The sequence below is a fragment of the Dongshaea marina genome, from assembly GCF_003072645.1.
GTDB lineage: Bacteria > Pseudomonadota > Gammaproteobacteria > Enterobacterales > Aeromonadaceae > Dongshaea > Dongshaea marina.
Genome location: NZ_CP028897.1, coordinates 3,320,564 through 3,344,350, shown reverse-complemented (window position 1 = coordinate 3,344,350; position 23,787 = coordinate 3,320,564). Strand labels below are relative to the sequence as shown.

The 23,787-nt window shown below is 52.5% G+C and carries 17 protein-coding genes and 1 pseudogene; 11 read left to right on the top strand and 7 right to left on the bottom strand.

The window, feature by feature from the left end; genetic code table 11:
• Nucleotides 1-2: 2 nt before the first annotated feature.
• Complete coding sequence (locus tag DB847_RS15645; protein WP_108651535.1) at nt 3-611, top strand: MarC family protein; 609 nt, start codon at nt 3-5, stop codon at nt 609-611.
• Between the two features lie 46 nt (nt 612-657).
• Here DB847_RS15645 and DB847_RS24465 read toward each other — a convergent pair whose 3' ends face one another.
• Nucleotides 658-882, bottom strand: coding sequence for a hypothetical protein (locus DB847_RS24465; protein ID WP_159084668.1), 225 nt, complete (start codon nt 880-882; stop codon nt 658-660).
• Between the two features lie 275 nt (nt 883-1,157).
• Between DB847_RS24465 and DB847_RS15640 the strand changes: the two genes are divergently transcribed.
• From DB847_RS15640 to DB847_RS15625, 4 genes are all read left to right on the top strand, one after another.
• Nucleotides 1,158-2,069 carry an MFS transporter gene (locus DB847_RS15640; RefSeq protein ID WP_108651534.1) on the top strand — a complete coding sequence of 304 codons (912 nt, stop codon included), beginning with the start codon at nt 1,158-1,160 and terminating at the stop codon, nt 2,067-2,069.
• The gene (locus DB847_RS15635) at nt 2,024-2,446 is read left to right on the top strand and encodes an MFS transporter (protein WP_234418415.1); all 423 of its coding nucleotides are present in this window, start codon (nt 2,024-2,026) and stop codon (nt 2,444-2,446) included. Before DB847_RS15640 ends, DB847_RS15635 begins: the two co-directional genes overlap by 46 nt.
• Before the next feature lie 55 nt (nt 2,447-2,501).
• Nucleotides 2,502-3,920, top strand: coding sequence for a glutamate decarboxylase (locus DB847_RS15630; protein ID WP_108651532.1), 1,419 nt, complete (start codon nt 2,502-2,504; stop codon nt 3,918-3,920).
• 372 nt (nt 3,921-4,292) lie between these two features.
• Complete coding sequence (locus tag DB847_RS15625; protein ID WP_108651531.1) at nt 4,293-5,183, top strand: hypothetical protein; 891 nt, start codon at nt 4,293-4,295, stop codon at nt 5,181-5,183.
• 78 nt (nt 5,184-5,261) lie between these two features.
• Here the strand turns inward: DB847_RS15625 and ubiG are convergent, their stop codons facing one another.
• Nucleotides 5,262-5,960, bottom strand: coding sequence for a bifunctional 2-polyprenyl-6-hydroxyphenol methylase/3-demethylubiquinol 3-O-methyltransferase UbiG (ubiG, locus tag DB847_RS15620; protein ID WP_108651530.1), 699 nt, complete (start codon nt 5,958-5,960; stop codon nt 5,262-5,264).
• A gap of 201 nt (nt 5,961-6,161) precedes the next feature.
• Here ubiG and gyrA point away from each other — a divergent pair, with 201 nt between their 5' ends.
• Nucleotides 6,162-8,840, top strand: coding sequence for a DNA gyrase subunit A (gyrA, locus tag DB847_RS15615; RefSeq protein ID WP_108651529.1), 2,679 nt, complete (start codon nt 6,162-6,164; stop codon nt 8,838-8,840).
• Between the two features lie 65 nt (nt 8,841-8,905).
• Here gyrA and DB847_RS15610 read toward each other — a convergent pair whose 3' ends face one another.
• Both DB847_RS15610 and DB847_RS15605 read right to left on the bottom strand, forming a co-directional pair.
• A complete protein-coding gene (locus tag DB847_RS15610; protein ID WP_108651528.1) occupies nt 8,906-10,564 on the bottom strand; it encodes an alpha-glucosidase in 1,659 nt (552 codons plus the stop codon).
• A gap of 43 nt (nt 10,565-10,607) precedes the next feature.
• On the bottom strand, nt 10,608-11,888 hold the full coding sequence (locus DB847_RS15605; RefSeq protein WP_108651527.1) for an MFS transporter: 1,281 nt from the start codon (nt 11,886-11,888) through the stop codon (nt 10,608-10,610).
• 887 nt (nt 11,889-12,775) lie between these two features.
• Here DB847_RS15605 and serC point away from each other — a divergent pair.
• The 3 genes and pseudogenes from serC to aroA all read left to right on the top strand — a co-directional run bounded on the left by serC (nt 12,776) and on the right by aroA (nt 16,383).
• The gene (serC, locus tag DB847_RS15600; protein WP_108652996.1) at nt 12,776-13,864 is read left to right on the top strand and encodes a 3-phosphoserine/phosphohydroxythreonine transaminase; all 1,089 of its coding nucleotides are present in this window, start codon (nt 12,776-12,778) and stop codon (nt 13,862-13,864) included.
• Between the two features lie 49 nt (nt 13,865-13,913).
• Nucleotides 13,914-15,032 carry a histidinol-phosphate transaminase gene (gene hisC, locus DB847_RS15595; RefSeq protein ID WP_108651526.1) on the top strand — a complete coding sequence of 373 codons (1,119 nt, stop codon included), beginning with the start codon at nt 13,914-13,916 and terminating at the stop codon, nt 15,030-15,032.
• A gap of 68 nt (nt 15,033-15,100) precedes the next feature.
• Nucleotides 15,101-16,383, top strand: a pseudogene (aroA, locus tag DB847_RS15590) (3-phosphoshikimate 1-carboxyvinyltransferase).
• Between the two features lie 46 nt (nt 16,384-16,429).
• On the opposite strand, the gene DB847_RS15585 reads toward aroA, so the two are convergent.
• Both DB847_RS15585 and DB847_RS15580 read right to left on the bottom strand, forming a co-directional pair.
• Nucleotides 16,430-17,197: a substrate-binding periplasmic protein gene (locus DB847_RS15585; RefSeq protein WP_159084666.1), complete on the bottom strand. Its 768-nt coding sequence runs from the start codon at nt 17,195-17,197 to the stop codon at nt 16,430-16,432.
• A 101-nt stretch (nt 17,198-17,298) separates the two neighbouring features.
• Nucleotides 17,299-19,044: a bifunctional metallophosphatase/5'-nucleotidase gene (locus DB847_RS15580; protein ID WP_108651524.1), complete on the bottom strand. Its 1,746-nt coding sequence runs from the start codon at nt 19,042-19,044 to the stop codon at nt 17,299-17,301.
• 318 nt (nt 19,045-19,362) lie between these two features.
• On the opposite strand from DB847_RS15580, the gene DB847_RS15575 reads away from it, so the two are divergent.
• A complete protein-coding gene (locus DB847_RS15575; protein ID WP_108651523.1) occupies nt 19,363-19,980 on the top strand; it encodes a DUF922 domain-containing protein in 618 nt (205 codons plus the stop codon).
• 164 nt (nt 19,981-20,144) lie between these two features.
• On the opposite strand, the gene mnmC is transcribed toward DB847_RS15575, so the two are convergent.
• Nucleotides 20,145-22,148: a bifunctional tRNA (5-methylaminomethyl-2-thiouridine)(34)-methyltransferase MnmD/FAD-dependent 5-carboxymethylaminomethyl-2-thiouridine(34) oxidoreductase MnmC gene (gene mnmC, locus DB847_RS15570; RefSeq protein ID WP_108651522.1), complete on the bottom strand. Its 2,004-nt coding sequence runs from the start codon at nt 22,146-22,148 to the stop codon at nt 20,145-20,147.
• A 115-nt stretch (nt 22,149-22,263) separates the two neighbouring features.
• On the opposite strand from mnmC, the gene fabB reads away from it, so the two are divergent.
• Complete coding sequence (gene fabB, locus DB847_RS15565) at nt 22,264-23,478, top strand: beta-ketoacyl-ACP synthase I (RefSeq protein ID WP_108651521.1); 1,215 nt, start codon at nt 22,264-22,266, stop codon at nt 23,476-23,478.
• The last annotated feature ends 309 nt before the right edge of the window (nt 23,479-23,787 follow it).

The window sequence follows — 23,787 nt, the reverse complement described above, 5'->3', positions numbered from 1 at the left end:
ATATGTTAGCCGAGAAGTTTATCCGGGATGGGATCATGCTACTGGCGACCATAGATCCCGTGGGGACCCTCTCAATTTTTGCCGGCCTGACCGCCGGACTCTCCGGCCGTCAGCAGCGGCGGATCGCCTTTAAGGCGATCTGCTACTCAGCGATCATTTTGGTGGGAGCCGTGGTGATCGGTCAGGTGCTGCTGACCGCCATGGGGGTGAAGCTGATATCCCTCCAGGTCGCCGGTGGCATCATCCTCTTTCTGTTTGGGTTGCAGATGATCTTTGGCAACCCGGGGGGCAAGAAGGAGCAGACTGAGACGGATCATGATCTGGCGGTATTTCCGCTGGCGGTCCCCTCAATCGCCAGTCCCGGAGCAATCATGGCGGTGATTGTATTGACCGATAATCACCTTTATTCGATCCCGGTTCAGGCGGGAACCACCCTGATCCTGCTTGGGGTGCTGGCCATCACCTTTTTGTTGATGCTGGCGGCCGCGCCGATTCTCAAAGTCATAGGGCAAAATGGTGCAGCAATCCTTATTCGGGTGATGGGGATGATTCTGGCGGCTCTGTCTATCGAGGTATTACTGAGTGCTCTGGGTGTGCCGGGCTGGAGCTGACGGCGGCAAGATACGAAAAAGGCCTGCAGGCAGGCCTTTTGCGAGTTCAGGAAGACTTAGTGATCGGCATCTTCCATGAATGGTACTCTGAAGCGTTCCCTACACTGTCATCATCACAGACGCAAAAAAGCTGCTCCTGCAAGGGGGATGAGTCAGTGATCTGGTAGCCATTGGCCCAATGGTGACGGGTCAGGTGCTTGCGACGGGAAAGTTTCAATTTCTGGTGACGCTTGAGTTGGCGTCGGGTCAGGTGAACAAATCGATTTTTCAAGCTTGGTTTTCCATATGCCATGAAATGGGGGCCTGTAAAACTGGGTATTTACAGTATCGATAGTAAGTTCAAGTGGTAACAGAAGGGTAACACAGATCACACAAGCCTGCCTACAAGCTTGATAGAATATGCGCCGCCAGGATCCACGCTTTAGACCAGTTCTGTCGTTTCGATTTTACTTTACTTCCACAGAAAATATGATTTGCAGCATCGCGAGGGTGTGCCATCATGGTGACCCTGCGTGATGGCATGTCTGCGAGGGAGTGACAGGTTCAATGGATGAAGCAAAACCGGCAGTTCGCAAACTTCTCCCCTGGGTGATCTGGGGGATTGGAGCTTGCTATTTTCTGTTTGATTACATGAACCAGGTGGTCCCCGGGGTCATCAGTCAGGATCTCGAATCCTATCTTCATATCAATGCCGAGATGGTGGGAGTCATCGCCTCGGTTTACTTTCTCTCCTATGCCCTGCTGCAGATCCCGATAGGCCTCATAGTCGATCACTTTGGTCCTAAATGGCCGTTGTTTATCGCGGCGATTGTCGCAACCCTGGGTTGTGTTGCCTTCTCTTTTTCCACCCAGGCCTACGCAATGATCCTGATGCGGCTTTTTATCGGGGCCGGAGCCGCCTTCTCTTTTGTCTCCTGCCTGAAGCTGGTTTCAAACTGGTTCGATAGCCGGTTGTTTGCCACCCTGACCGGATTGACCAATATGGTTGGGATGATAGGGGCGATCGTAGCCCAGGCTCCTTTGGCGTACGTGACTCAAACCCTGGGATGGCGAACCACGATCGAGTGCTTAGCCGGTATCGGAGCCTTGCTCACTCTCCTTATCTTGCTGGTGGTGCGCAATAAGCCGGGACCGGTTTCCGGGAAGAGAACTGAACCCTCAGCCAGCCGCGGATTACAAAAAAGCTGGCAGGATCTTAAGCATGTGTTTGCGATTAAAGAGTTCTGGCTGATCGGGATTTATGCCGCAACCATTAATACCGCGTTTGCGGCCGTCGGCGCTCTGTGGGGTGTCAGCTATATTGCCGAACGCTATCAATTGTCGGCGGTCGATGCGGCCGGGGTGAACTCCCTGCTGTTTGTCGGGGGATTGCCGGTAGTTTTATCATCGGCTGGTTGTCGGACAAGATTGGCTTGCGCAAGCTGCCGATGCTGGGGTGCGCTCTGCTTTCGGCGCTGATGATCGCCGCCATGCTCTATATTCCATCCCTGGCGCTATGGCAGATGAAGATTCTGCTGATCCTGTTGGGCTTTTTTGCCAGTGGTAATGTTCTGGCCTATGCCTATGGCCATGATATCCGTCCCCCCAATTCGGCGGGGATCTCTCTTGGGTTCGTGAATACCTGGCTTATTGGGGGGAGCGCCGCTTCTCAACCTGCGATCGGCTGGGTATTGGACAGGATTGCCCCCTCCCATGGACCCGATCAACATAGTTATCTGATCGCCCTGAGCATGGTGACCCTGTGCATGGGCGTTGCGACTCTGGCTGCTCTGTGCCTGAAGGAGACCCACGCCAGAGATATTCATAGTGAGCAAGAGTGTAGCGTCCCCAGCTAATGGGGCTCATCGCTCTAACCCTTGCTCACGTCTGATGATTGACAAGGAGTGAATAATGTTAAGTAAATCCAAGCATGCGAAGAGTCTGACCCATGAAGAGCGCCACCTTGCGCCCCGTGGTGATTGGTTTCTCGATTTCAACTGCGAAGTTCCCCGATATGAAATGCCCGAGGATGGGATGGATTCTCGCGCGGCCTATAACATTATTAAGTCTGAGATGTTTATGGATGCTAACCCGGATCTCAACCTGTCGAGCTTTGTCACCACGGCGATGGAGCCGGAGGCGGAAAAGCTCATCATGGAGAATATCCATAAGAACTTCATCGATCATGATATGTATCCCCAGTCTGAGGAGATCCATCAGCGCTGTGTGAGCATTCTGGCCAACCTGTTTCATGCGCCCGCCGACTGTGAGCCCTATGGTACCGCGACGATCGGCTCATCCGAGGCGGTGATGTTGGCGGCCCTGGCCCATAAGTGGAACTGGCGGGATAGGATGAAGGCTCAGGGCAAGCCGACCGACAAGCCCAACATTGTATTCGGTGGGGATGTGCAGATTGTCTGGAAAAAATTTGCCCGCTATTTTGATGTGGAGGCACGCATCGTTCCGATGGAGAAGGACTGCTATATCCTGACCGCTGACAAGCTGGATGACTATGTGGATGAAAACACCATCTGTGTCTCGGCGATCTGTGGCAGCACCTTTACCGGTGAAGATGATGATATCCAGGGGATCAACGATTATCTGGTGCGTCTTGAACAGGAGAAGGGTTGGAATGTGCCCCTGCATGTAGATGGTGCCAGCGGCGGTTTCATTGCGCCTTTTGTCAGTCCGGACTATGCCTGGGATTTCAGGCTGGAGAAGGTCCAGAGTATCAACACCTCGGGCCATAAATATGGCATGGTTTATCCCGGGGTCGGTTGGGTACTGTTCCGTGATAAGTCGGTGTTTAACGAAGAGCTGATCTTTTATGTGAACTATCTGGGAGGAGAGAGCCCGACCGCGACATTGAACTTCTCGCGTGGTACCTCGATGATCCTGGCCCAGTATTATAATTTCCTGCGGATGGGCAAGGCGGGTTATACCTGCCTGATGCAGACCTCAATGGATAATGCGCAATATCTGCAGCAGCAGCTGGTGGAGTCGGGCCTGTTTAAGGCCCTCAACCAGGGTGGGGTGCAGAAGATGCCTCTGGTGGCGATCCAGCTGGATGAGAAGGTGACCCGCTACAATGTGTTTGATGTCTCCAACAAGCTCAGAGAGCGTGGCTGGGTAGTTTCTGCCTATACCCTGCCAGCCAATGCGGAATCGATCGCCATGCTGCGGATCGTGGTGCGCCCGCATCTGAATAAAGACTCCTGCGAGATCCTGACCCGGCACATCCTGGAAGCCTGTCAATATCTTGAAGAGAATGGCGGGAGTGCCAAGGCTCCCAAGCTTCATGATCATCATGGGGCAGGGCATAAGTGCTAAGCATCCATGTAAAGCGTTCCTGATTGAAGCATAGTGATAGAGCCACCGCCTACCTCGGTGGCTTTTTTACGTTTATCGCTTCGAGAAACATAAAAAGTAGAACAATCCGGACGAATATTTTCTCAGGGAGATATTAAGGGGTATATGAAGTGACTGTGTGAGGTGTACCGATAGATATCAAATATATTTTTAATAACTCAGGTTCTTTTCAGTAGTGTGTGAAAGCTTTTGTCACATATAAAACAGATTAATAAATAAAACCGTATCGTTAAAGTTTTAATGAGTGATTTGCAAATAAGTATCGACTAGATTGTTGTTGCCACATCTTTTGACAGTGACAATTATTGGCGCATTAATTCAAAAGGATTTCTTATGAGAAAATCATTTGTGATTTCCGGTATGCTTTTTATTTCTCTTGGCGTATCTGCGAAGCAAAATATCATTCAACCTGAATTGAGCTCGGGAGCGGTGCAGTATGCTGCTAATACTTCACCTGATTGCCCAGGGACTGCAACACCTCCTGACTCCCTTGAGGAGCACTTTCAATCTGAGCCCACTCAGAAAGTACCTGCTGATGCATTAGGTAAAGAGGGGGAGGGAAACCTGTGTCAGGGAGAGGTCTATAAAGTCATCGAAGATACGACAGTTTATCGGGCCTGGAATAGTAGTTATCAGGGCTCTAAATTAGGTAAATGGTGGTCCTTTGATAAGCCTTCGGGAGAAACACGTCAGTATCGGCTGGATAATGCTCTGTGCCCGAGTTTTTCACCCATTGATATGCTTGAGACTTGCACCTTGAAAGCAGGAGCGGATGTGGTGATTGGAACAGGACAGAGCGCGATGTGCAGTAAATACTCAACCTATCCTGCATCTTCGGTGAAGCAAGTATATATTTCGCCGGATGAGGTCTCGAATGCCGTGGCTCATTGTAAAATATCAGTATCACAGCTGAGCTGGAAAATGACACCAATAGAAACCTCTGTATATCATCTACAGATAGGAGATGGAAAAGCAGGACTTGAGGGACAAGTTTGTGGAAAAGATATTAATTCAGATACCAGCAGTCACCCCAACCTCTCGGCCGATATTAATTTTCCACAGTCCGGTAGCTGTCATGTGTATCTAACCAGTCCGACCTTTGTTTCGTTTGATATTAATCAGCCACAAGTGGGGCAAAAGCTCAAGGTCACTAACTGCAGTGGGGATACCTGTTCACAGATTAATACCACTCCAAACTCAGTGATGCTACCAAATGTAGGGTAATCGCGGTTGCACTGAGCGAAAGAGCTCTTTAATTGAGATGGCTCGAGCCATCTCAATGGTATTCGGTATCTTTTATATCTAGTCGGGTTTACGACAGGCCAGCATATAGTTCACATCCACATTGGGGTGCAGCTTGAAGATCCCAAACAGCGGCTGGTAGTGAGTTCCCGCCATATCTTCAACCACCAGGTTTGCTGCTTCAGCCATCACCGACAGTTCGGCCGGGGTGATAAACTTCCGGTAGTCGTGGGTCTTCTTGGGAACCATCTTAAGGATGTACTCTGCGGCCAGGATGATCATCATCCGAGCCTTGAGGGTGCGGTTGATGGTGGAGAAGAACAGCAATCCTCCCGGGCGGACCAGCTTGGCACAGGCCCGAATCACCGAGGCGGGATCGGGAACATGTTCCAGCATCTCCATGCAGGTCACCACATCAAACTCCCCGGAATGTTGCTCGGCACACTCTTCGGCGGTCATCTGCCGGTAGTCAAGCTCTACCCCCTGCTCCAGGGCATGCAACCGGGCGATCGCAAGTGGCTCTCTACCCATATCGATACCCGTGACTTTCGCCCCCCGGCGCGCCATCCCCTCTGAGAGCAATCCACCGCCACAACCGACATCCAGGATCTTCTTATCAAACAAGCCATCACATTTTTCAGTGATCCAGTCCAGGCGCACAGGGTTCAGTTGGTGAAGCGCCTTAAACTCACCCTGCTCATCCCACCAGGAGTGGGCCATGGCCTCAAATTTCTCTATCTCTTGAGGATCGATATTCATTCCATTTCTCTTACTTTGCGCATCAGGAAGAGGGACAGTATACCCTAGGGTGAGACTCACAGAAATTATCCTTGATCTCTCGGGAGCTGAGTTGTTTAAAGCTGGTATGTCAAGTCAATTCAGGACTGCTTCGAGCGGCTTTTCTGTGGTATCATGCGCTACTGCTAAAAAATTGATAACAGGTTGGGGATTAAGGCACATATGAGCGATCAGGCTAATGAGATCCTGCCGATTAATATTGAGGAGGAGCTAAAGAGCTCCTATCTGGAATATGCGATGAGTGTCATCGTAGGCCGTGCACTACCGGATGTACGTGACGGCCTCAAACCGGTACACAGGCGTGTGCTGTTTGCGATGAATGAGCTCAGCAATGACTGGAACAAGCCATACAAGAAATCTGCACGTGTGGTCGGTGATGTCATCGGTAAATATCACCCCCATGGTGATACGGCGGTTTATGACACCATAGTCCGTTTGGCCCAGGACTTCTCGATGCGTTATACCCTGGTCGATGGCCAGGGGAACTTCGGTTCGGTCGATGGTGACTCTGCGGCAGCGATGCGTTACACCGAAGTACGCATGGATAAGATTGCTCATGAGCTGCTGGCCGATCTGGATAAAGAGACGGTTGATTGGGTTCCTAACTATGATGGAACCGAGCAGATCCCTGCGGTTCTTCCGACCCGAGTTCCGAATCTTCTGGTCAACGGTTCATCGGGGATTGCGGTGGGGATGGCGACTAACATCCCACCTCACAACCTCAACGAGGTGATCGATGGCTGTCTGGCGCTGATCGCCAATGAAGATCTCAGCTGTGATGAGCTGATGGAATACATTCCGGGTCCGGATTTCCCAACCGGAGCCATCATTAATGGTCGCAGTGGTATTTTGCAGGCCTATCGTACCGGGCGCGGCAAGATCTATATTCGGGCCCGCACTGAAATCGAGCAGATGGACAGCGGTCGTGAGCGGATCGTGGTTACCGAGCTGCCCTATCAGGTCAATAAGGCCCGCTTGATCGAGAAGATTGCCGAGCTGGTAAAAGATAAGCGCCTGGAGGGGATCAGTGCGCTGCGTGATGAGTCGGACCGTGAAGGGATGCGGATGGTCATCGAGCTCAAGCGCGGTGAGATGGCCGATGTAGTGCTGAATAACCTCTATGCCCACACCCAGATGCAGGTGGTGTTCGGGATCAACATGGTGGTTCTGGCCGATGGTCAGCCTAAGATCCTCAATCTCAAAGAGGTGCTCAAGGCGTTTATCCAGCACCGTCGTGAAGTGGTGACTCGCCGGAGTATTTTTGAGCTGCGTAAGGCTCGGGATCGAGCCCACATTTTGGAAGGTCTGTCGATCGCATTGGCGAACCTGGATCCTGTGATTGAAGTGATCCGCAAATCACCCACCCCTGCCGCCGCGAAAGAAGCACTGGTCGGCCAGGGCTGGGAGCTGGGACAGGTTGCCGGCATGCTGGAAAAGGCCGGAGATGATGCGGCGCGCCCCGAGTGGCTGGAACCTGAGTTCGGGATCCGGGACGGCCTCTACTATCTGACCGAGGTCCAGGCCCAGGCGATTTTGGATCTGCGCCTGCAGAAACTGACCGGTCTTGAGCATGAGAAGATTATCGGCGAATACCAGGAGATCCTGGAACAGATCGCAGAATTGATGCGGATCCTCAGCGACAGCGTACGCCTGATGGAAGTGATCTGTGAAGAGCTGGAAGCGGTCAAGGCCGGTTACGGCGATGAGCGTAAGACTGAGATCACCACCTCCAGCGCCGAGATCAATATCGAAGATCTGATCACCCCGGAAGATGTAGTGGTGACCCTGTCTCACCAGGGCTACGTGAAATATCAGCCGCTGACCGACTATGAGGCGCAGCGCCGTGGTGGACGCGGTAAGTCGGCGACCCGGATCAAGGAGGAGGATTTTGTTGAGCGCCTGCTGGTGGCCAATACCCATGACACCATCCTGTGCTTCTCGAGTCGCGGACGCCTCTACTGGCTCAAAGTCTACCAGCTGCCAGAGGCGACCCGTGCCGCCCGTGGCCGACCGATTGTGAACCTGTTGCCTCTGGAGGAGGGGGAGCGGATCACCGCAATTCTGCCGGTACAGGCATACGATGATGATAAATATATCCTGATGGCGACCGCATCCGGTACGGTGAAGAAGACACCGCTGTCGGCCTATAGCCGTCCGCGTTCTGCCGGGATCATTGCCTTGAACCTCAATGAGGGGGATGAGCTGATCGGGGTGGATATCACCACGGGTGAAGATGACATCATGCTGTTCTCTGATGCCGGTAAGGTGGTGCGCTTTAACGAAAAGGTTCGTGACAGCGAGAGCGGTGCGGTGAAGCTCGATGATGAGGGCAATGAGCAGTTGGCCATTCGTCCTATGGGCCGGACCGCAACCGGGGTGCGTGGGATCAAGCTTGCCGATGGCAGCAAGGTGGTTTCTCTGATCGTACCGCGTGGCGAGGGTGAGATCCTGACGGTGACCGCCAATGGCTACGGTAAGCGGACTGCCCTGGATGAGTACCCTGCCAAGAGCCGGGCAACCCAGGGGGTGGTCTCGATCAAGGTGACCGAGCGTAACGGCCTGGTGGTCGGAGCGGTTCAGGTGGTCGAAAAAGACGAGATCATGCTGATCACCAATGGTGGCACTTTGGTAAGAACCCGGGTTCACGAGGTGAGTGTCATTGGTCGTAACACCGCCGGAGTTCGTTTGATCCGTACCGGGGATGATGAGCAGGTGGTTGGTTTGCAGCGGATTGATGAGCCTTCGGATGAGGAGGATCAGGAGCTGCCAGCGGATATGGCCGGTGAAGCGACTGAGGAAACCCCTTCTCAGCAGCAAGACAGCGACAGTGATGAAGAGTAAAGCTCTTTGATCTCTGGGTGAAAAAAGCCAGCAGATGCTGGCTTTTTTATTACGTTTTTTCCGTGTTAGTGTCGCTTTAGCACCAGGGCCTCATAGGGACGCAGGGTCAGCTGCTCCTCTTTAAGGCTTGGCGCCGGATAGTTACCCAGCAGAGGCTGACACTGGTTGAGTCCCTTGAGCCGGATCGGTTTCTCCCCGGCATCGAAGCTTAAGATCACCCACAGCTCCTCCTGCTCATCCTTACGCAGGTAGCCGTAGAGAGCATCATCCCCAAGCTCGATCAGCTCCTGCCTGCCATAGGTCAATATCGGATGAGCCTTACGCAGGGCGATAGCGCTGCGGTAATAGTGAAGGATCGATTCGGGATCGCGCTCAGCGGCATCCACATTGATGGCAGGGTAGTTGGGGTTGATCTTGATCCAGGTGTTGTCGGAGCTGGAGAAGCCTGCATTTTTGCTGCTGTCCCACTGCATCGGAGTTCTTGAGTTATCCCGCCCCTTGTAGAGCAGGCCGGGCAATAGCTCCTCCTTGCTCTTGCCAAGTTCCCGCTGCTCCCGATAATAGTTAATCATCTGAATATCCCGAAACTCTTGTGGCTCGAAGTGGCAGTTGGTCATGCCGATCTCCTCTCCCTGGTAGATATAGGGAGTCCCCCACTGGGTGAGCTGGAAGGTTGCCAGCATCTTCGCCGATTCGATCCGGTAGCGATCATCATCCCCGAATCGCGAGACGCTGCGTGGTTGATCGTGGTTCATCAGGTAGGCACTATTCCAGGATTTACCATACAGGGTGTCATGCCACTTCTGCATCACCTCCCTGAGCTTAGGTACACTAACCTTGCCGACCTCGTAATGCTCAGCAGAACGCTTATCCACATCCATTGCCTCGAAATGGAACAGGGTCTGAAGCTCCCGTCTATCTTCGCCGCACAATAGCAGGGCATCTTCGGCGGTCGCCCCCGGGCACTCGCCGACCGTCATACAGTCATAGCGTGACAACACTTTGGCATGGATATCCTGCAAAAACTCGTGCAACCTGGGGCCGTTGTTATAGAAGGCCCCGATGTCGTGGGTATCCTCGGGTATATCCGGCAATCCTGGGGGCTTGGAGATAAGACCAATCACATCCATCCGAAAACCATCCACCCCCTTGGCCAGCCAGAACTCCATGATGCCCTGCACCTCTTCACGGACATTGGGGTTCTCCCAGTTCAGATCGGGCTGTTTTTTGGAAAAATAGTGCAGGTAATATTCATCGGTCTGTGGGTTGTACTCCCAGGCCGGACCCGAGAAAAATGAGATCCAGTTATTGGGGTGCTCCCGGCTTTCCCCAGCGTCCCTCCACACAAAGTAGTCATGGTAGGGGCTCTGTTTGGATTGTTTTGCTTCAGTGAACCAATGATGCTCATCAGAGCAGTGATTCACTACCAGATCCATCAGGATCCGAATGTCGCGCTGATGTGCCTTTTCCAGTAGCTCATCGAAGTCGGCCATCGAGCCAAAGCAGGAAGCTATATTTTTATAATCGGCAATGTCATAACCCATATCATCAAAGGGGGATTCATAGACAGGGTTTAACCAGATGGTGTTGATCCCAAGGGAGGCGATATAGTCGATTTTATCGATGATCCCCCGTAGATCGCCGATCCCATCAGCGTTTGCGTCATTAAAAGAGCGGGGGTAGATCTGATAGACGATCGCTTCTTTCCACCAACTTTTGTTCATGAGTCCTCCAGGTTTGTTTGGATGATTAAAGAGATTGCATGGGTTAGATGCTTGCAACTGCGGTGATCTCCTGTGCCCCGCTTTGTGCCCGCTGGCTACGGAGCTTGTGAATCCAGAAAATCAGAATACAGATCACCAGTAACAGGACCGGGGCAATGGCGATGGCCGTGGTCTTGTCAAAGTGTTCACCGATGAGCCCCGAGATCCCGGTGCCGAAGGGAATTCCTAAAACCCCGCTGCAACCAAGAATAGAGATCGCCTTGGAGTTGGTACCATCGAGCTGATCAATCCCATAACCATAGATAGAGGGGTAGAGGCAGGAGTCGGCCAGACCTAAAACGATGCCGATCACCATAAAAGCCAGATAAGTTTTAAGCTGCAAAAACACAACCAGCAACAGCATGAATAGGATGGTTGCCGTCATGATGTATTTGTAGATCTTGATCTTAGGCAGCAGGAATTTACCAAATAGCAAGCGTCCCCCGGCCTGGCCGATGGCATACATCATCATGATGGCGCCGACGCTTTCGATGGAGATCTGCATGTTGGAGTGCAGATAGGGCTGGAAGAAGTAGTTGATGATCTGCTCCACATACATCATCAGGAACAGGGCCAGTCCGGTAAGCACAAAGGGCAGGGTGATGAACTGCATCCCTGCGGCTGGTTTCTCCTGCTTGGCGGCCGCTTGCATTGCATTGACTTCATGCTCATAGTATTCGCGGATCTTCAAGGTAAAAATAACCAGGATCACCAGCATAAACAGGATGACGTTGAGGAAGAACACCGCTTCCCAGGAAACCTTTGCAATCAACAATCCGGTAAAAAATGGGCTGAGGGTGGCGCCGATACTGAAAAACACATTGACGATACTCAGCAACCCCTGGTTTTTCCCCTCCTCTTCGACACTACCCGCGATGAGATAGGTGCAGGGCATCAGCATGAAACCAACGGCTACATTGGTAAAGAAGGTACACAGGGTGTAGAGCTCAATATTCGGCGCGTAGACGGATAACAGCTGCACCACGAGCATGATGACCGCCCCCAGCAGTATGGTGTTCACCCCTTTGATACGGGAGATCAGAAATCCACTGATGAACATGGCGATCAGCTGTCCCCACATGCCAAAAGAGTCATAGAAGATGAGGCGTGACTGTGGAATATGGAAGTGTTCAGACATGGGGATGGTGAGCATGCCATACACAAAGGCCTGGTAGCCAACCACCAGAAAGATAAAGAAGGTCAGGATGATGGCCCGGGTTGCATCCCCTCTGGATTTAAAAATCATCTGCTTTTTCTTTGGCTTTTCATCGATGCTAATAGACATAGGATCCCTTTTGTTCTGGCTTGAGATAATTATGATTGAGCGCAGCAATGCTCTTTTATAAGAGCGTTCCCTGAGGATGATTTAATTCTTATGATGATGGATACCCTTGAGTATCCAACCGCTCAACGAAAAAAGATTAATCAATAATCATCATTGATGATGCTAAAGATACGTATTTAATGAAAACAGAACAAAACACCTTTCTGATTTCTATTTATTCAATGAAAACAAGTGCATATGCGTATCTTATTTATTGTTTTCTGACTGATTTGTCGTGACTTAGAGATTAGGGTGGGGAGAGGTCGCAATATAGTCTTGCTTGTTTAAAGAATTGTTTATCGTGTTGATTAAGCCTTTCCATGGTCTCATCGCTCTTTATTTTTTTCGTTTCACTAATCCAGCTGTGATTGGCGTTAAATTAAGTTAACCGCTTAACTATCCTCTGTGAATTCGGTGAACTCAATCAATTTTTTAGATGAGAGTGTGTTTTTTTGAACTTACTCACGAACTGCACAAAACTTAACCTTGGACCCGGGAATCTCTTAGCATAATGACTGAGTGTTCTCGTCTTTGATGATTCATGGTCGTATCTGCATCAGGAGTAGTGTTAATTTTCAGCCACCACCGAGCCCCTGTGTATCCACTTCCTTTATGTATGCTCCAAAGCTCAGCTTTTGTCGGCATGCCGATCGCATCAGGGCTTCTCGATGGTTTGAAAAGCCCTTGAATATTCTTCAGTTTCAGAGGGTATTTCTGTATGAAAGAGCTTTGTTTAACGCCCATAAAAAATTAAAAATCAGGGCTTTAGTCGCCAAAAGATATGGATTAGCATAACTGTACTTTTCCTCTTTTGAGTGACCCATCAGGGTCATCGACAGGCCTTGATGATGAGTAAACAGGTGTATAACTTCTGTGCCGGTCCGGCAATGCTTCCCCAAGATGTGATGCGTGAAGCGCAGCGCGAATTTTGTGACTTCAATCAGCTTGGAGTCTCGGTGATGGAGCTCAGCCATCGAGGCAGTCACTATATGAAGGTTGCTGAGCAGGCTGAGCAGGATCTGCGAGAACTGATGAATATTCCCTCTCACTACCGGGTGTTTTTCATGCATGGTGGTGGTCGTGGCCAGTTTTCAGCCGTGCCCCTGAACCTGTTGACCCGGGGAGATGCAGCCGATTACCTGCTGACCGGTCATTGGTCAAAGGGGGCGGCCGATGAGGCAGATAAATACGCGGATGTCTCCAGGATCCAGGGGTTAGAGACCGATAGTGATGGTCATACCCGGGTCACAGAGAAGTTAAGGATCCGCGCCGAGGCGCGCTATCTTCATTACTGCCCCAACGAAACTATTGAAGGAGTTGAGCTGTTTGAGCTGCCGGATAGCCAGGGTAAGCCGCTTATCGCGGATATGTCTTCGATGTTGCTGTCCCGTTCGCTGGATGTCAGTCGGTTCGGACTTATTTATGCCGGAGCGCAAAAAAATATCGGCCCTGCCGGATTGGCGATTGTGATCGCCGATCCCGCTCTTTTTGTTGATGCCCGTGATGATATCCCGGCGATCCTGGATTACCGACAGATGGAAAAACATGGCTCCATGTATAACACTCCGCCAACCTTCGCCTGGTACCTGGCCGGTAAGGTATTCCAGTGGCTAAAACGCCAGGGAGGTGTTGCAGCGATCGAGGAGCATAATAAGGCCAAGGCCGATTACCTCTATCAGTACATCGACAGCAGTGACTTTTACCGTAATACAGTGGCTGTGAGTTACCGCTCCCGGATGAATGTCCCGTTCCAGTTGCCGGACCGGGCGTTGGATCCCGAGTTTCTTCGGGGCGCCGAGCAGCGGGGGTTGCTGGCGTTGAAGGGCCACAGGGCCGTGGGAGGAATGCGCGCCAGCATCTATAACGCCATGCCACTGGAGGGGGTAAAGGCCCTGGTTGGGTACATGGAGTTGTTTGAGAAGCTGCAGCGCCGTTAAATCGATATGAATTTGTAAATAGTGCATTCAGAGCTAAAGGAGAGAATTCGTGAGCTGTGATTTCATCCAAAGAGCCCATCCCGGAGTCCGGGAGCTTCATCCCTACCAGCCGGGGAAGCCAACCTCTGAGTTGGAGCGTGAGCTGGGACTGAGCCAAATTGTAAAGCTTGCATCCAATGAGAATCCGCTGGGGTGTAGCCCAAGGGTGATAGAAGCACTTCGTGAGGCGGCCTCTGAGGTTCATCGTTATCCCGATGCCAATGGTTTTGAGTTGAAAAAAGCATTGAGCCACCATCTGGGCTGTGGGCCTGAGCAGTTGATCCTGGGCAATGGCTCCAATGAGGTGCTGGAACTGCTGCTCCGCACCTTCGTGACCTCGGACGATGAGGTGATTTACTCAGAGCATGCCTTCATCGTCTATGAGCTGGTCACCCAGTCTTTGGTTGCCCGGGCGGTCAAGACTCCGGCCCGGGAGTGGGGGCACGATCTTGAGGCGATGAGCCGAGCTATTACCGACAAAACCAAGGTTGTCTGTATCGCCAACCCCAATAATCCGACCGGGACTTTACTGGACAGTGATGAGTTATATCAGTTTATCAAAGGGGTGCCACCCCATGTACTGATCCTGCTCGATGAGGCCTATGGCGAGTATCTTGAGCCTTCTGCGCGAGCGCCATCGATAAGCTGGCTTGGAGAGTTTGATAACCTCATTCTCTGCCGGACCTTCTCCAAAGCCTACGGGCTGGCAGGTTTACGGCTGGGATATGCGGTGGCACACCCGCGGGTTGCCGATCTGGTGAATCGCCTGCGTGAGCCCTTTAATACCAGTTTGCTTGCCCAGGCAGCAGCCATTGCGGCCCTGGGAGATAGCGACTTTATTGAGCAATCTTTTGAGTTAAACCGGGTTCAGAAGCTACGGCTGGAGAGTTTTTTGCAGGAGCTTCAGGTAGATTATATTTCGTCACATGGCAACTTTATCACCCTGGATCTCGGGCAACCGGCCGCCCCCTTCTACCAGGCTCTGCTGGCTCTTGGGGTCATAGTACGACCCATCGCGGGCTATGGAATGCCCAATCACCTGAGAGTGACCATTGGTACCGAGCAGGAGAATCAGATCTTTATGGATGCCCTGAAGCGGGTGCTCAAGTTGGCCGAGAATGATGGTTAACCATTGTACTTTGTGAGTAACACTGATAGTTTCGGATGATAAGCAGTATGAAAGGACAGAAAGGTCGTATGAAATCGTTAACTTTGGATTCCATTACAGGGGTTGAGGGAGAGGTCAATCTTCCCGGCTCCAAGAGTATCTCGAACCGGGCTCTGCTATTAGCAGCCCTGGCCAAAGGGCAAACGACCCTGCTCAACCTTCTCGATAGTGATGATATCCGCCACATGTTGAGTGCCCTCAAATCGCTTGGGATCTCTTATCAGCTTTCAGACGATCGCCGTGAGTGCACCATTCAGGGACTGGGACGCCCCTTAAGTGTCAACGAGCCGGTACAGCTCTTTTTGGGCAACGCCGGAACGGCGATGCGCCCTCTGTGTGCAGCCCTGTGTCTGGGAACGGGAGAGTATACCCTGACCGGAGAGCCTCGGATGGAGGAGCGGCCGATCGCTCACCTGGTGGATGCCCTGCGCCAGGCCGGCGCCGAGATTCATTACATGAAGCAGGATGGTTACCCACCTGTGATGATCAATGGTAAAGGCTTGTGGGGGGGGAAGTACGGATTGATGGTTCTATCTCCAGCCAGTTCCTCAGTGCTTTCCTGATGGCGGCTCCGATGGCGGCTGGTGATACCCGTCTGTTGATCAGCGGTGAACTGGTCTCTAAACCCTATGTTGAGCTCACCCTGCGCCTGATGCGTAGCTTTGGTGTGGTGGTCGAGCATGATGACTATCAAACCTTCTATATTCGCGGTAACCAGAGTTATGAGGCTCCCGGGGAACTGTTGATCGAGGGCGATGCCTCTTCGGCCAGCTATTTCCTGGCAGCAGGTGCTATTGCTGGTGGCAAGGTGCGGGTGACTGGCATTGGTTGCAACAGTATGCAGGGAGATATTCGCTTTGCCGAGGTGCTTGAGCAGATGGGGGCTAAGGTGACCCTGAGTGAGCGCTATATAGAGGTTGAGCGAGGGGAGCTCCACGGGGTCGATCTTGATCTGAACCATATCCCGGATGCGGCCATGACCATTGCCGTCACTGCGTTGTTTGCCAAAGGAAAAACCACAATCCGCAACATCTACAACTGGCGGGTCAAGGAGACCGACCGCCTGGCTGCGATGGCCACCGAGTTACGTAAAGTCGGAGCCGAAGTGGTTGAAGGGGAGGACTATATCGAGGTGACTCCGCCCGCCAGCCTCAAGCATGCGGCGATCGATACCTACAACGATCATCGAATCGCGATGTGCTTCTCCCTGGTTGCCCTGGGCGAAACTCAGGTGACCATCAATGATCCTGGCTGTACCTCTAAGACATTTCCGGATTACTTTGAGCGATTTGAATCTTTGGTTTGCCGCTGAGTGACCTGAGGTTTTTCTGAAACAGGGGAGGGCTCAACCTTCCCTATCACCATACGGGACCGATGAGGTTATGAAATAGCCGATCAAAGGTCCCGTTTTTTTTGAGCTCATCAAGCATCTTCTCCAGCTCATCCACCGAAGGTCGGCTCCCCTGACGGATCAAAATGGTGTGATGGTAGAGCTGATCCATCTTTTTGGAGATCAGGAGCTTTCCCTTGAGCTCAGGGTGTTGATGCAGGTAGAGATACAGAAAAGAGACGGTGACCGTGGCGATATCGCCCCGTCCCTTGAGCAGTGCATCGATACTCGCCTGATTGTTTTTGACCAGCAGGATCTTAAATTTTGAATGCAGCCAGTTTGGGTCGCTGTTGAAGCTGGCAAAACCATAGTGGTAACCCAAAACACCGATCAGCCGTTTGTTGCTGAGTTTGTCAAAATAGTGTTGATCCCGGCCCTCTTTATTCAGAGCTATATATAGCTCCCCACCAGTTAGAAACTCTTTGGTCGTCTCCACCGGGTAACCCTTCCAGCCCCAGCGCTTACTTTCAAAAAGAAGCATATCAAAACGGTGACGTTCGAAAGCCTGGTAGCGACTCTTTGGGGTGGTTGGGACAAACACAAACTGGTAACGGCTCTGGATCTGATTGAGGGCCTGGATCATCTGTAAGCTGATCCCCTGATAGTGATCAGCATCGGACTTTTGTACAAAAGGGGCAAAAGCATAGCCTCCCACCTTAATCAGGGTGCGCGCTTTCAGTGGTGCACTGAACACAACCAGGAGACAGAGCCCCCCATAAAAAAGTCGCTTAAACATGCCGGTCACAGACAGGGTCATTTATTCTAGTTTGGCAAATAAATGGCAGCCTGACACCTCAGGCTCTGTTGAGCTGTCAGCTTTGGTTTAAATAAATCCTCTTACGCCACCCGGGAGGAGCTGGACTCTTTGATGCTGACCAGGGGCTCACGGGGACGCCGTAGCACCTTTTGGTTGCGGGCGTACTGCTCAAACGCCTCACCCAGGGTGGTGCTGAGATGGATCTGGCTGGTCGGACAATGCTGACCGAGAAGATCATAACCCTCTTTGCCTGAGGCGGTATAAGCGGAAGAGACAGCCCGATACTTATGACCAGCAATGACCTCCCGCCACAGTCCATCGTCATTTCGATGCTCAAGTAAAGTGATCCTCTCCCCGGCAGGTGCCTCAACCTGGTAGTGATAACGAAGGTTGGCCACATAGGGAAAGCTGCCACTCCCGGTGCCAATTACCCCGTTATCCAGGGCATTGTTAATGGCAGACTCGAGAAGCTCGCGCAGTTCCTGGCCACGAAGCTGATAGATAACCAGTGGAATCGCAAAGGGAAGTAACCGACCCAGAATATCGGCCCGGGTCAGATCGCCTGCCGGCAGTGAGGTTCGAACCCCTCCTGCGTTATGAATCGCGAAGTGTACCGGGTGGCTTTCTAAGCGGGCAAACTCCAGCAAAGATTGGGTGACCAGCGGCGCTATCTCGCTGCCATGGGGCAGGGTATCACTGGGCAGCCGGCTATGCCTCAGGGGAGCTTCGACGTCACAGACAATTGCTCTTGATAGCTCATGGAGTGCGGGCTGATAGCGCCTGGTGATGATCCCGGCAACCTCTGGATCATCTTCAACACACACGAGCTGCGGGTGAGAGAAGATTGTCTGCTCCAGCTTTTTGTATTGCTCACAGGATAGCGGTGTATCACAAATAAGCTTCGGCTCCGGGCCAAGCAGGAAGTAGGTTGCTCCATGGAGCAAACGAGCTTGCCCCTGCTCATCAAACTCAATCTCGGCCAGTCCCAGGCTTTCGGCGTGCTTGCCTGCGTGCAGGATCGGAACCTGATTGATGATTTCGCCGTAGGGACCATCGGTGACAAGCCCCAGGGCAGAGAAATCGCCCTGAAGGGTGTGGGTGTGTCCACCTATGATGAGGCTGAGTCCATCGACCGAACGGGCAAGTTGACGATCCTGCTCAATGCCGAGATGACTGAGCACAATGATGTTCACAATCCCGGATTGCCGGAGTCTGTCGATCAGATCCTGGGTGGTTTGCTGCACACTATGGAACAGGGTGCCTGGCTCAGGGCAGGCGATATCCGGGGTCTGCTCGGTGGTGACCCCGATAATGGCGAGTTTATGACCATTGAGCTCCTTTAACATCAGCTGCTGTGAGAGCTCTCCCCCTTGGTGACACTTGAGCTTTCCTTCGGTGTAGCAGGAGTACAGGGGATCATCGGCGCGAAACTCTATGTTGGAGGCCAGGACTTCAAATTTGGCTTGTTGGATAAACTCAGCCAGCAACTGGTGGTCGAGATCAAACTCATGATTCCCCAGAGTCATCGCATCAATCCCCAGCGCATTGAGTAAAGTTGCGTTGGCTTCGCCCTTGAAGCAGTTGAAATACAAAGAGCCTTGGAAAGAATCCCCCGCATGCAGCAGCAAAAATTCCTGCTGCTGCTCTTTTGCGAGTGTTCGCTGGGCCTTGGAAAATTGGCTGATCCGGGCATAACCGCCGCAGGAGATGCTGATCGAGTGATGTTGCTGGGCACCAGGTGGGTTGAGCACCAGATCCGAGGGATCGAAGTGAGAATGGGTATCGTTGAGGTGAACGAGCCTAAGCTGTAATCGGTTCTCCCGCATTATCCAGAACTCCTACATCAGAAATCGGGTGATCAACCCGGAGCAGTCTAATGCTTCTCTGCCCAGAAGCAAATGAAAACAGCTCCACACCCTTTTCACAGAAGAAGTGTCGTGGTGGAGTGGCTTCATTTGTGTATTATTTGATCGAGTTTAGAACATATTGACTATTTTGCAGCGTGATTCAGCCTGGACTAGTTTTGTAGTAAGAGTTCAGGGAGCTGATTATCCGTAACGAGAGATCCCATGAGCAAGTTTTGTGGGCTGGCTCCAAAAACCAGTCAAACACAGCGTTAACCCGGATGGGATCAAGGTGGATCAATGATGCGGTTGAACAAGGCTGTCTTGTACTCTCTTCTGGTTGGAGTGTTGCTGGGAGTGAGTGCTGGATGTATCGCAGCCATACCTCACGCTGTCACATCTGTGGTACAGATCAAGGTTAATTTCTATGATCTACAGGCGCCGGATCTGAACACCCTGGCCGCTCAAATCCGTCAGCTGGGTCCCAAAGAGCCCTCCGGGCGGCGGGTAACCGGTAGTGCCCGCTATCAATTGCGCTGGCTATTTGATCTTAAACAAGCGCCCGGTCAGTGCCTGGTGAAAGGGGGAGAGGTGATAACAGAGATCCAGGTAACTCTGCCTAACTGGGAGGAGAGCGACGCGGTGTCTCAGCAGGAGCAACGCCTTTGGCAGCGCTATCTGGAGGCGAGTGGCGAATATGAGGAGCAGCATAAATGGATCGTTCTGGATGCCGCAGCCCAGATAGCCAAGAGTTTTGATAATCTATCCCGAAATGATAGCTGTGCACAGCTCCGTCAGCAGGCCGATGCGATTGGTTATCGGCAGCTCCATCTTGCAGCCCAAAAGATGCGCGTATTTCGTGAGCGAAGTGAGCGGGGAGCTAAGCTTGGCCTAAGCTGGCCTGTCACAGGCTCCTAACACCCAGGATGTATATCCACTAAGCTCTGTGGGTAAGTTGCACCCAGAGCAATGTAGCGAGAGCTAGAATAGCGAGCTGCGGACCAATCGATGCAGGAGATGCGGATCCACTCAACTGGGAAGAGCACCACATACTCAAATGTGGTGCTTTTTCATGAGGGTACTCAAGCGGGCAGCGGCGCTCCCTTTGCCAACTTACGCATCCAAAAGCGATTGGGAGAGAGCTCCCTGAGCTGTTGATGACTCTGCGGCAAAGGCTCACCACAAAGCTGTGCCGCCAGCAGCTCACCACACAGGGGAGCTGAGCACAGACCCCGGGAGCCCAGAGCCGCAATGAGATAGAGCTCAGGTTGGTAGCACTGCAGTTCGGCCGATTTCCCGGGGCTTAAATGCTTAGCCCGCTCTTTGAGCTCGGGGTAGTTGGTCGCCTGGCCAACCAGTGGCAGGTGGTCCCGGCTGGTACAGCGCAGGCCTGCCCGGCCGTCGGGCTTTGAAAAGTCCAACTCCGATGGCCACTTCAGGGCGGGAAGGGAGTCAACCAAGCGCTGCTTATTTTGCTGATGTTCTTCGAGGCTAAATTTCACCGAGCGTTCACCGCGAATAAAGCTTGCTCCGATGCAGTGACTCCCCTGATGTGTCGGGGTGCAGTATCCCTGATAGCATAAAACAGTTTTCAGGTCCTGAATTGGAGGCTGGGTTGGCAGGTGAGAGACCTGGCCTCGTACCGGGCTCACAGGGAGCTCGGCAAGTGGCGAAAAATCAGTGCAGTTGGCACCCGCGGCGACAATCACGGCCTCAGCCTCCAGCTTTTCACCGTCCCGGGTTGTGAGCAACCATTGCTCCTGGTGGCGCATAAGCTCGGTGACCCGGCAGTTATACCTAAGTTCCAGTAGCCCGCTTTTATGAGCCTCGGCAATGAGAGCCTGGGTCAGCTCCTTAGGATAGATCCAGCCTCCTTGTGGATAGCTGACCCCTGTCACCCCCAATTCAACTCCGCTAAGCCGCTCTGTCTCGTCGACCGAGAGTGGTTTGACCAGGCTATCGGGGAAGTTTGCCTCGCGCATCTTGTCGAGCTTGGCCTTACTCTTGGCATCATAGGCGAGCTGAGTGACCCCACACCAATCATGGGCGATGGGGTAACTCTCAGCAAGCGTCTCAACAAGGCGGTGACTGTAGCCAAATGCCAGGGAGTAGAATTGACTCAGGCGATCATGCTCTCCATTGAGCAGTGGGTAAAGCGCTCCCTGGCGATTGCCGGAGGCTCCTGTCGCAAGCTCTGAGCCCTCGCATAACAGACGCACCCGTTTCCCACGGCGGGTCAAGGCGAGGGTGGTGCAGGCACTGGCGAGTCCTCCGCCAATCACAGTAAAGCTACTGGCTGATGAGGGCGCTCTTTGGTCGCAGGGGGCCAGTGTCTGTGCTGCCTTAAGCTGGCCCAGCCTCCCGGCCAGCATGTCGCGCTTATGGCCAAAGCCCTTGACCTTACGCATGTTAAAGCCGGCCTCAATCAAGCCACGACGAACAAACCCGGCAGCGGTGAAGGTGGCGCAGCTTGCTTTCTCCCGGGACAGGAGTGCCATCTTTTCAAACAGCGGCTGCTGCCACATCTCGGGATTTTTGGCTGGTGCAAAGCCATCGAGAAACCAGCAGTCGACCAGACCCCTGCTGGTGGTGGCCATGTCACCAAAGCATTCCAGTGCTTCCCCGAGCCAGAGATCCAAAGTGGCGCGCCCCCCATCAAAGATGATGCGATGGCAACCGGGTACTGCCTGCGGGTAGCGGGCGATGAGCTGCTCACTCAGGCTTGAGAGTTCGGGCCAGCTTAAGAGGGCTTTCTCAAGGTCATGGCGGGCCAGTGGGTGTTTTTCCACACTGATAAAATGCAGTCGCTGGCACTGTGAGTGGGCTGAAGATTTCAGGTATTCTCTGAAGAGCTGCCAGGCAGCCAGAAAGTTCAGACCTGTGCCAAAACCGGTCTCACCGATCACAAACTGCGAATGGGGATGAGTGGACCAGCGTTCGGGTAGCTCATTTTGCTCCAGAAATACGTATTGAGTTTCAGCCAGACCGTTATCACATGAAAAATAAACATCATCAAAGGTATCGGAGACCGGGGTGCCACGCTCATTCCACTGGATTTGAGCGGGTGCTAACTGCTTTTTAGACAAATCAACCTCGAAAATTTTCCTACTCTTGGGCAGATTACACAAAATCGGATCGGTATTTTACTAAAAAACTGTTAGACTGGGCCCAATTCTTTACACGTTGGGATTGGATTGTTTCATGAGAAGAGCGGTAATCACCGGTATCGGTATCGTTTCTAGCATTGGTAACAACAAAGAGGAAGTCCTGGCTTCGCTCAAAGCAGGCAAGTCGGGCATCAGTTACTCTGAGCAATTTAAAGAGCAAAACATGCGCAGCCATGTCTGGGGTAAACCAGATCTGGTTCCTTCTGAGCACATCGATCGCAAGATCATGCGCTTCATGGGGGATGCGGCAGGTTTTACCTATCTGAGCATGCAACAGGCGATTGAAGATGCAGGTCTGACTGAGGAGCAGGTATCTAATGTGCGTACCGGCCTCATCGTTGGATCCGGTGGTGCCTCTTCGCGCAACCAGGTTGAAGCTGCAGATATCATGCGCTCTAAGGGTGTGCGTCGCGTAGGACCTTACATGGTGACGCGTACCATGGGCTCGACGACCTCTGCTTGTCTGGCTACTCCTTTTAAGATCAAGGGTGTGAACTACTCCCTGAGCTCTGCCTGTGCGACCAGCTCTCACTGCGTGGGTAACGCGGTTGAGCAGATCCAGCTTGGAAAGCAGGATGTGGTCTTTGCTGGTGGTGGTGAAGAGCTGGACTGGACCATGGCGATGGAATTCGATGCCATGGGCGCCTTGTCGACCAAGTATAACGAAACTCCTGAGAAAGCATCTCGTACCTATGATGCCGATCGCGATGGTTTTGTCATCGCTGGCGGTGGCGGTGTACTGGTGATCGAAGAGCTGGAGCATGCTCTGGCCCGTGGTGCCCATATCTACGCCGAAATCACTGGCTATGGTGCGACCTCTGATGGTGCCGACATGGTTGCTCCATCGGGTGAGGGTGCCGAGCGCTGCATGAAGCAGGCGATGGCAACTGTTGGTGGTGACATCCAGTATATTAACACTCATGGTACCTCGACTCCTGCGGGCGATACGGTCGAGCTTAGAGCGATCAAAAATGTCTTCGGTGACCAGGTTCCTGATATCTCGGCAACCAAGGCGATGACCGGACACTCACTGGGTGCGGCTGGCGTTCATGAGTCTATCTACACCCTGCTGATGATGGAGCATGGCTTCATCGCACCAAGCATCAACATCGAGACCCTGGATGAAGGGGCGGCAGGTATCCCTGTGGTCACCGAGACTAAGACGGTCGATCTTGAGCATGTGATGACCAATAGCTTCGGCTTTGGTGGCACCAATGCAACTCTGGTCTTTAGTAAGTACAAAGGCTAACTGACGTCTTCAACAGAGTTAAAAAGCGGAGCTCACTGAGCTCCGCTTTTTTATGGGGCATTCCGGAGTTTTTGCTACGTACAGCTAATCTGCAGCTTCGCTGCAAGTACCGGTGCTGACCGGTGGCAGGCAAAGGCCGTTCTCAGGCGGCTATCATCCTGATAGCCCTCCCCAGTTCGGCATCCTGCCTCTCGCTTCATTGCTATGCAATTACGCCCTACCTGCCACGGCATTGATACATCCTGTATGGCTGGGAACGCCCTTCCCCTGATACACAGGGAGGTGTGAATGTCGCGTTAAACATGGATG

What these genes read in the sequence shown, in the direction of transcription:
- DB847_RS15610 (WP_108651528.1), bottom strand. Translation starts at nt 10,564, where the DNA reads ATGAACAAAAGTTGGTGGAAAGAAGCGATCGTCTATCAGATCTACCCC.
- ubiG (WP_108651530.1), bottom strand. Translation starts at nt 5,960, where the DNA reads ATGAATATCGATCCTCAAGAGATAGAGAAATTTGAGGCCATGGCCCAC.
- DB847_RS15585 (WP_159084666.1), bottom strand. Translation starts at nt 17,197, where the DNA reads ATGTTTAAGCGACTTTTTTATGGGGGGCTCTGTCTCCTGGTTGTGTTC.
- fabB (WP_108651521.1), top strand. Translation starts at nt 22,264, where the DNA reads ATGAGAAGAGCGGTAATCACCGGTATCGGTATCGTTTCTAGCATTGGT.
- DB847_RS15640 (WP_108651534.1), top strand. Translation starts at nt 1,158, where the DNA reads ATGGATGAAGCAAAACCGGCAGTTCGCAAACTTCTCCCCTGGGTGATC.
- DB847_RS15580 (WP_108651524.1), bottom strand. Translation starts at nt 19,044, where the DNA reads ATGCGGGAGAACCGATTACAGCTTAGGCTCGTTCACCTCAACGATACC.
- DB847_RS15625 (WP_108651531.1), top strand. Translation starts at nt 4,293, where the DNA reads ATGAGAAAATCATTTGTGATTTCCGGTATGCTTTTTATTTCTCTTGGC.
- DB847_RS15645 (WP_108651535.1), top strand. Translation starts at nt 3, where the DNA reads ATGTTAGCCGAGAAGTTTATCCGGGATGGGATCATGCTACTGGCGACC.
- DB847_RS15605 (WP_108651527.1), bottom strand. Translation starts at nt 11,888, where the DNA reads ATGTCTATTAGCATCGATGAAAAGCCAAAGAAAAAGCAGATGATTTTT.
- serC (WP_108652996.1), top strand. Translation starts at nt 12,776, where the DNA reads ATGAGTAAACAGGTGTATAACTTCTGTGCCGGTCCGGCAATGCTTCCC.
- DB847_RS15575 (WP_108651523.1), top strand. Translation starts at nt 19,363, where the DNA reads ATGATGCGGTTGAACAAGGCTGTCTTGTACTCTCTTCTGGTTGGAGTG.
- gyrA (WP_108651529.1), top strand. Translation starts at nt 6,162, where the DNA reads ATGAGCGATCAGGCTAATGAGATCCTGCCGATTAATATTGAGGAGGAG.
- DB847_RS15630 (WP_108651532.1), top strand. Translation starts at nt 2,502, where the DNA reads ATGTTAAGTAAATCCAAGCATGCGAAGAGTCTGACCCATGAAGAGCGC.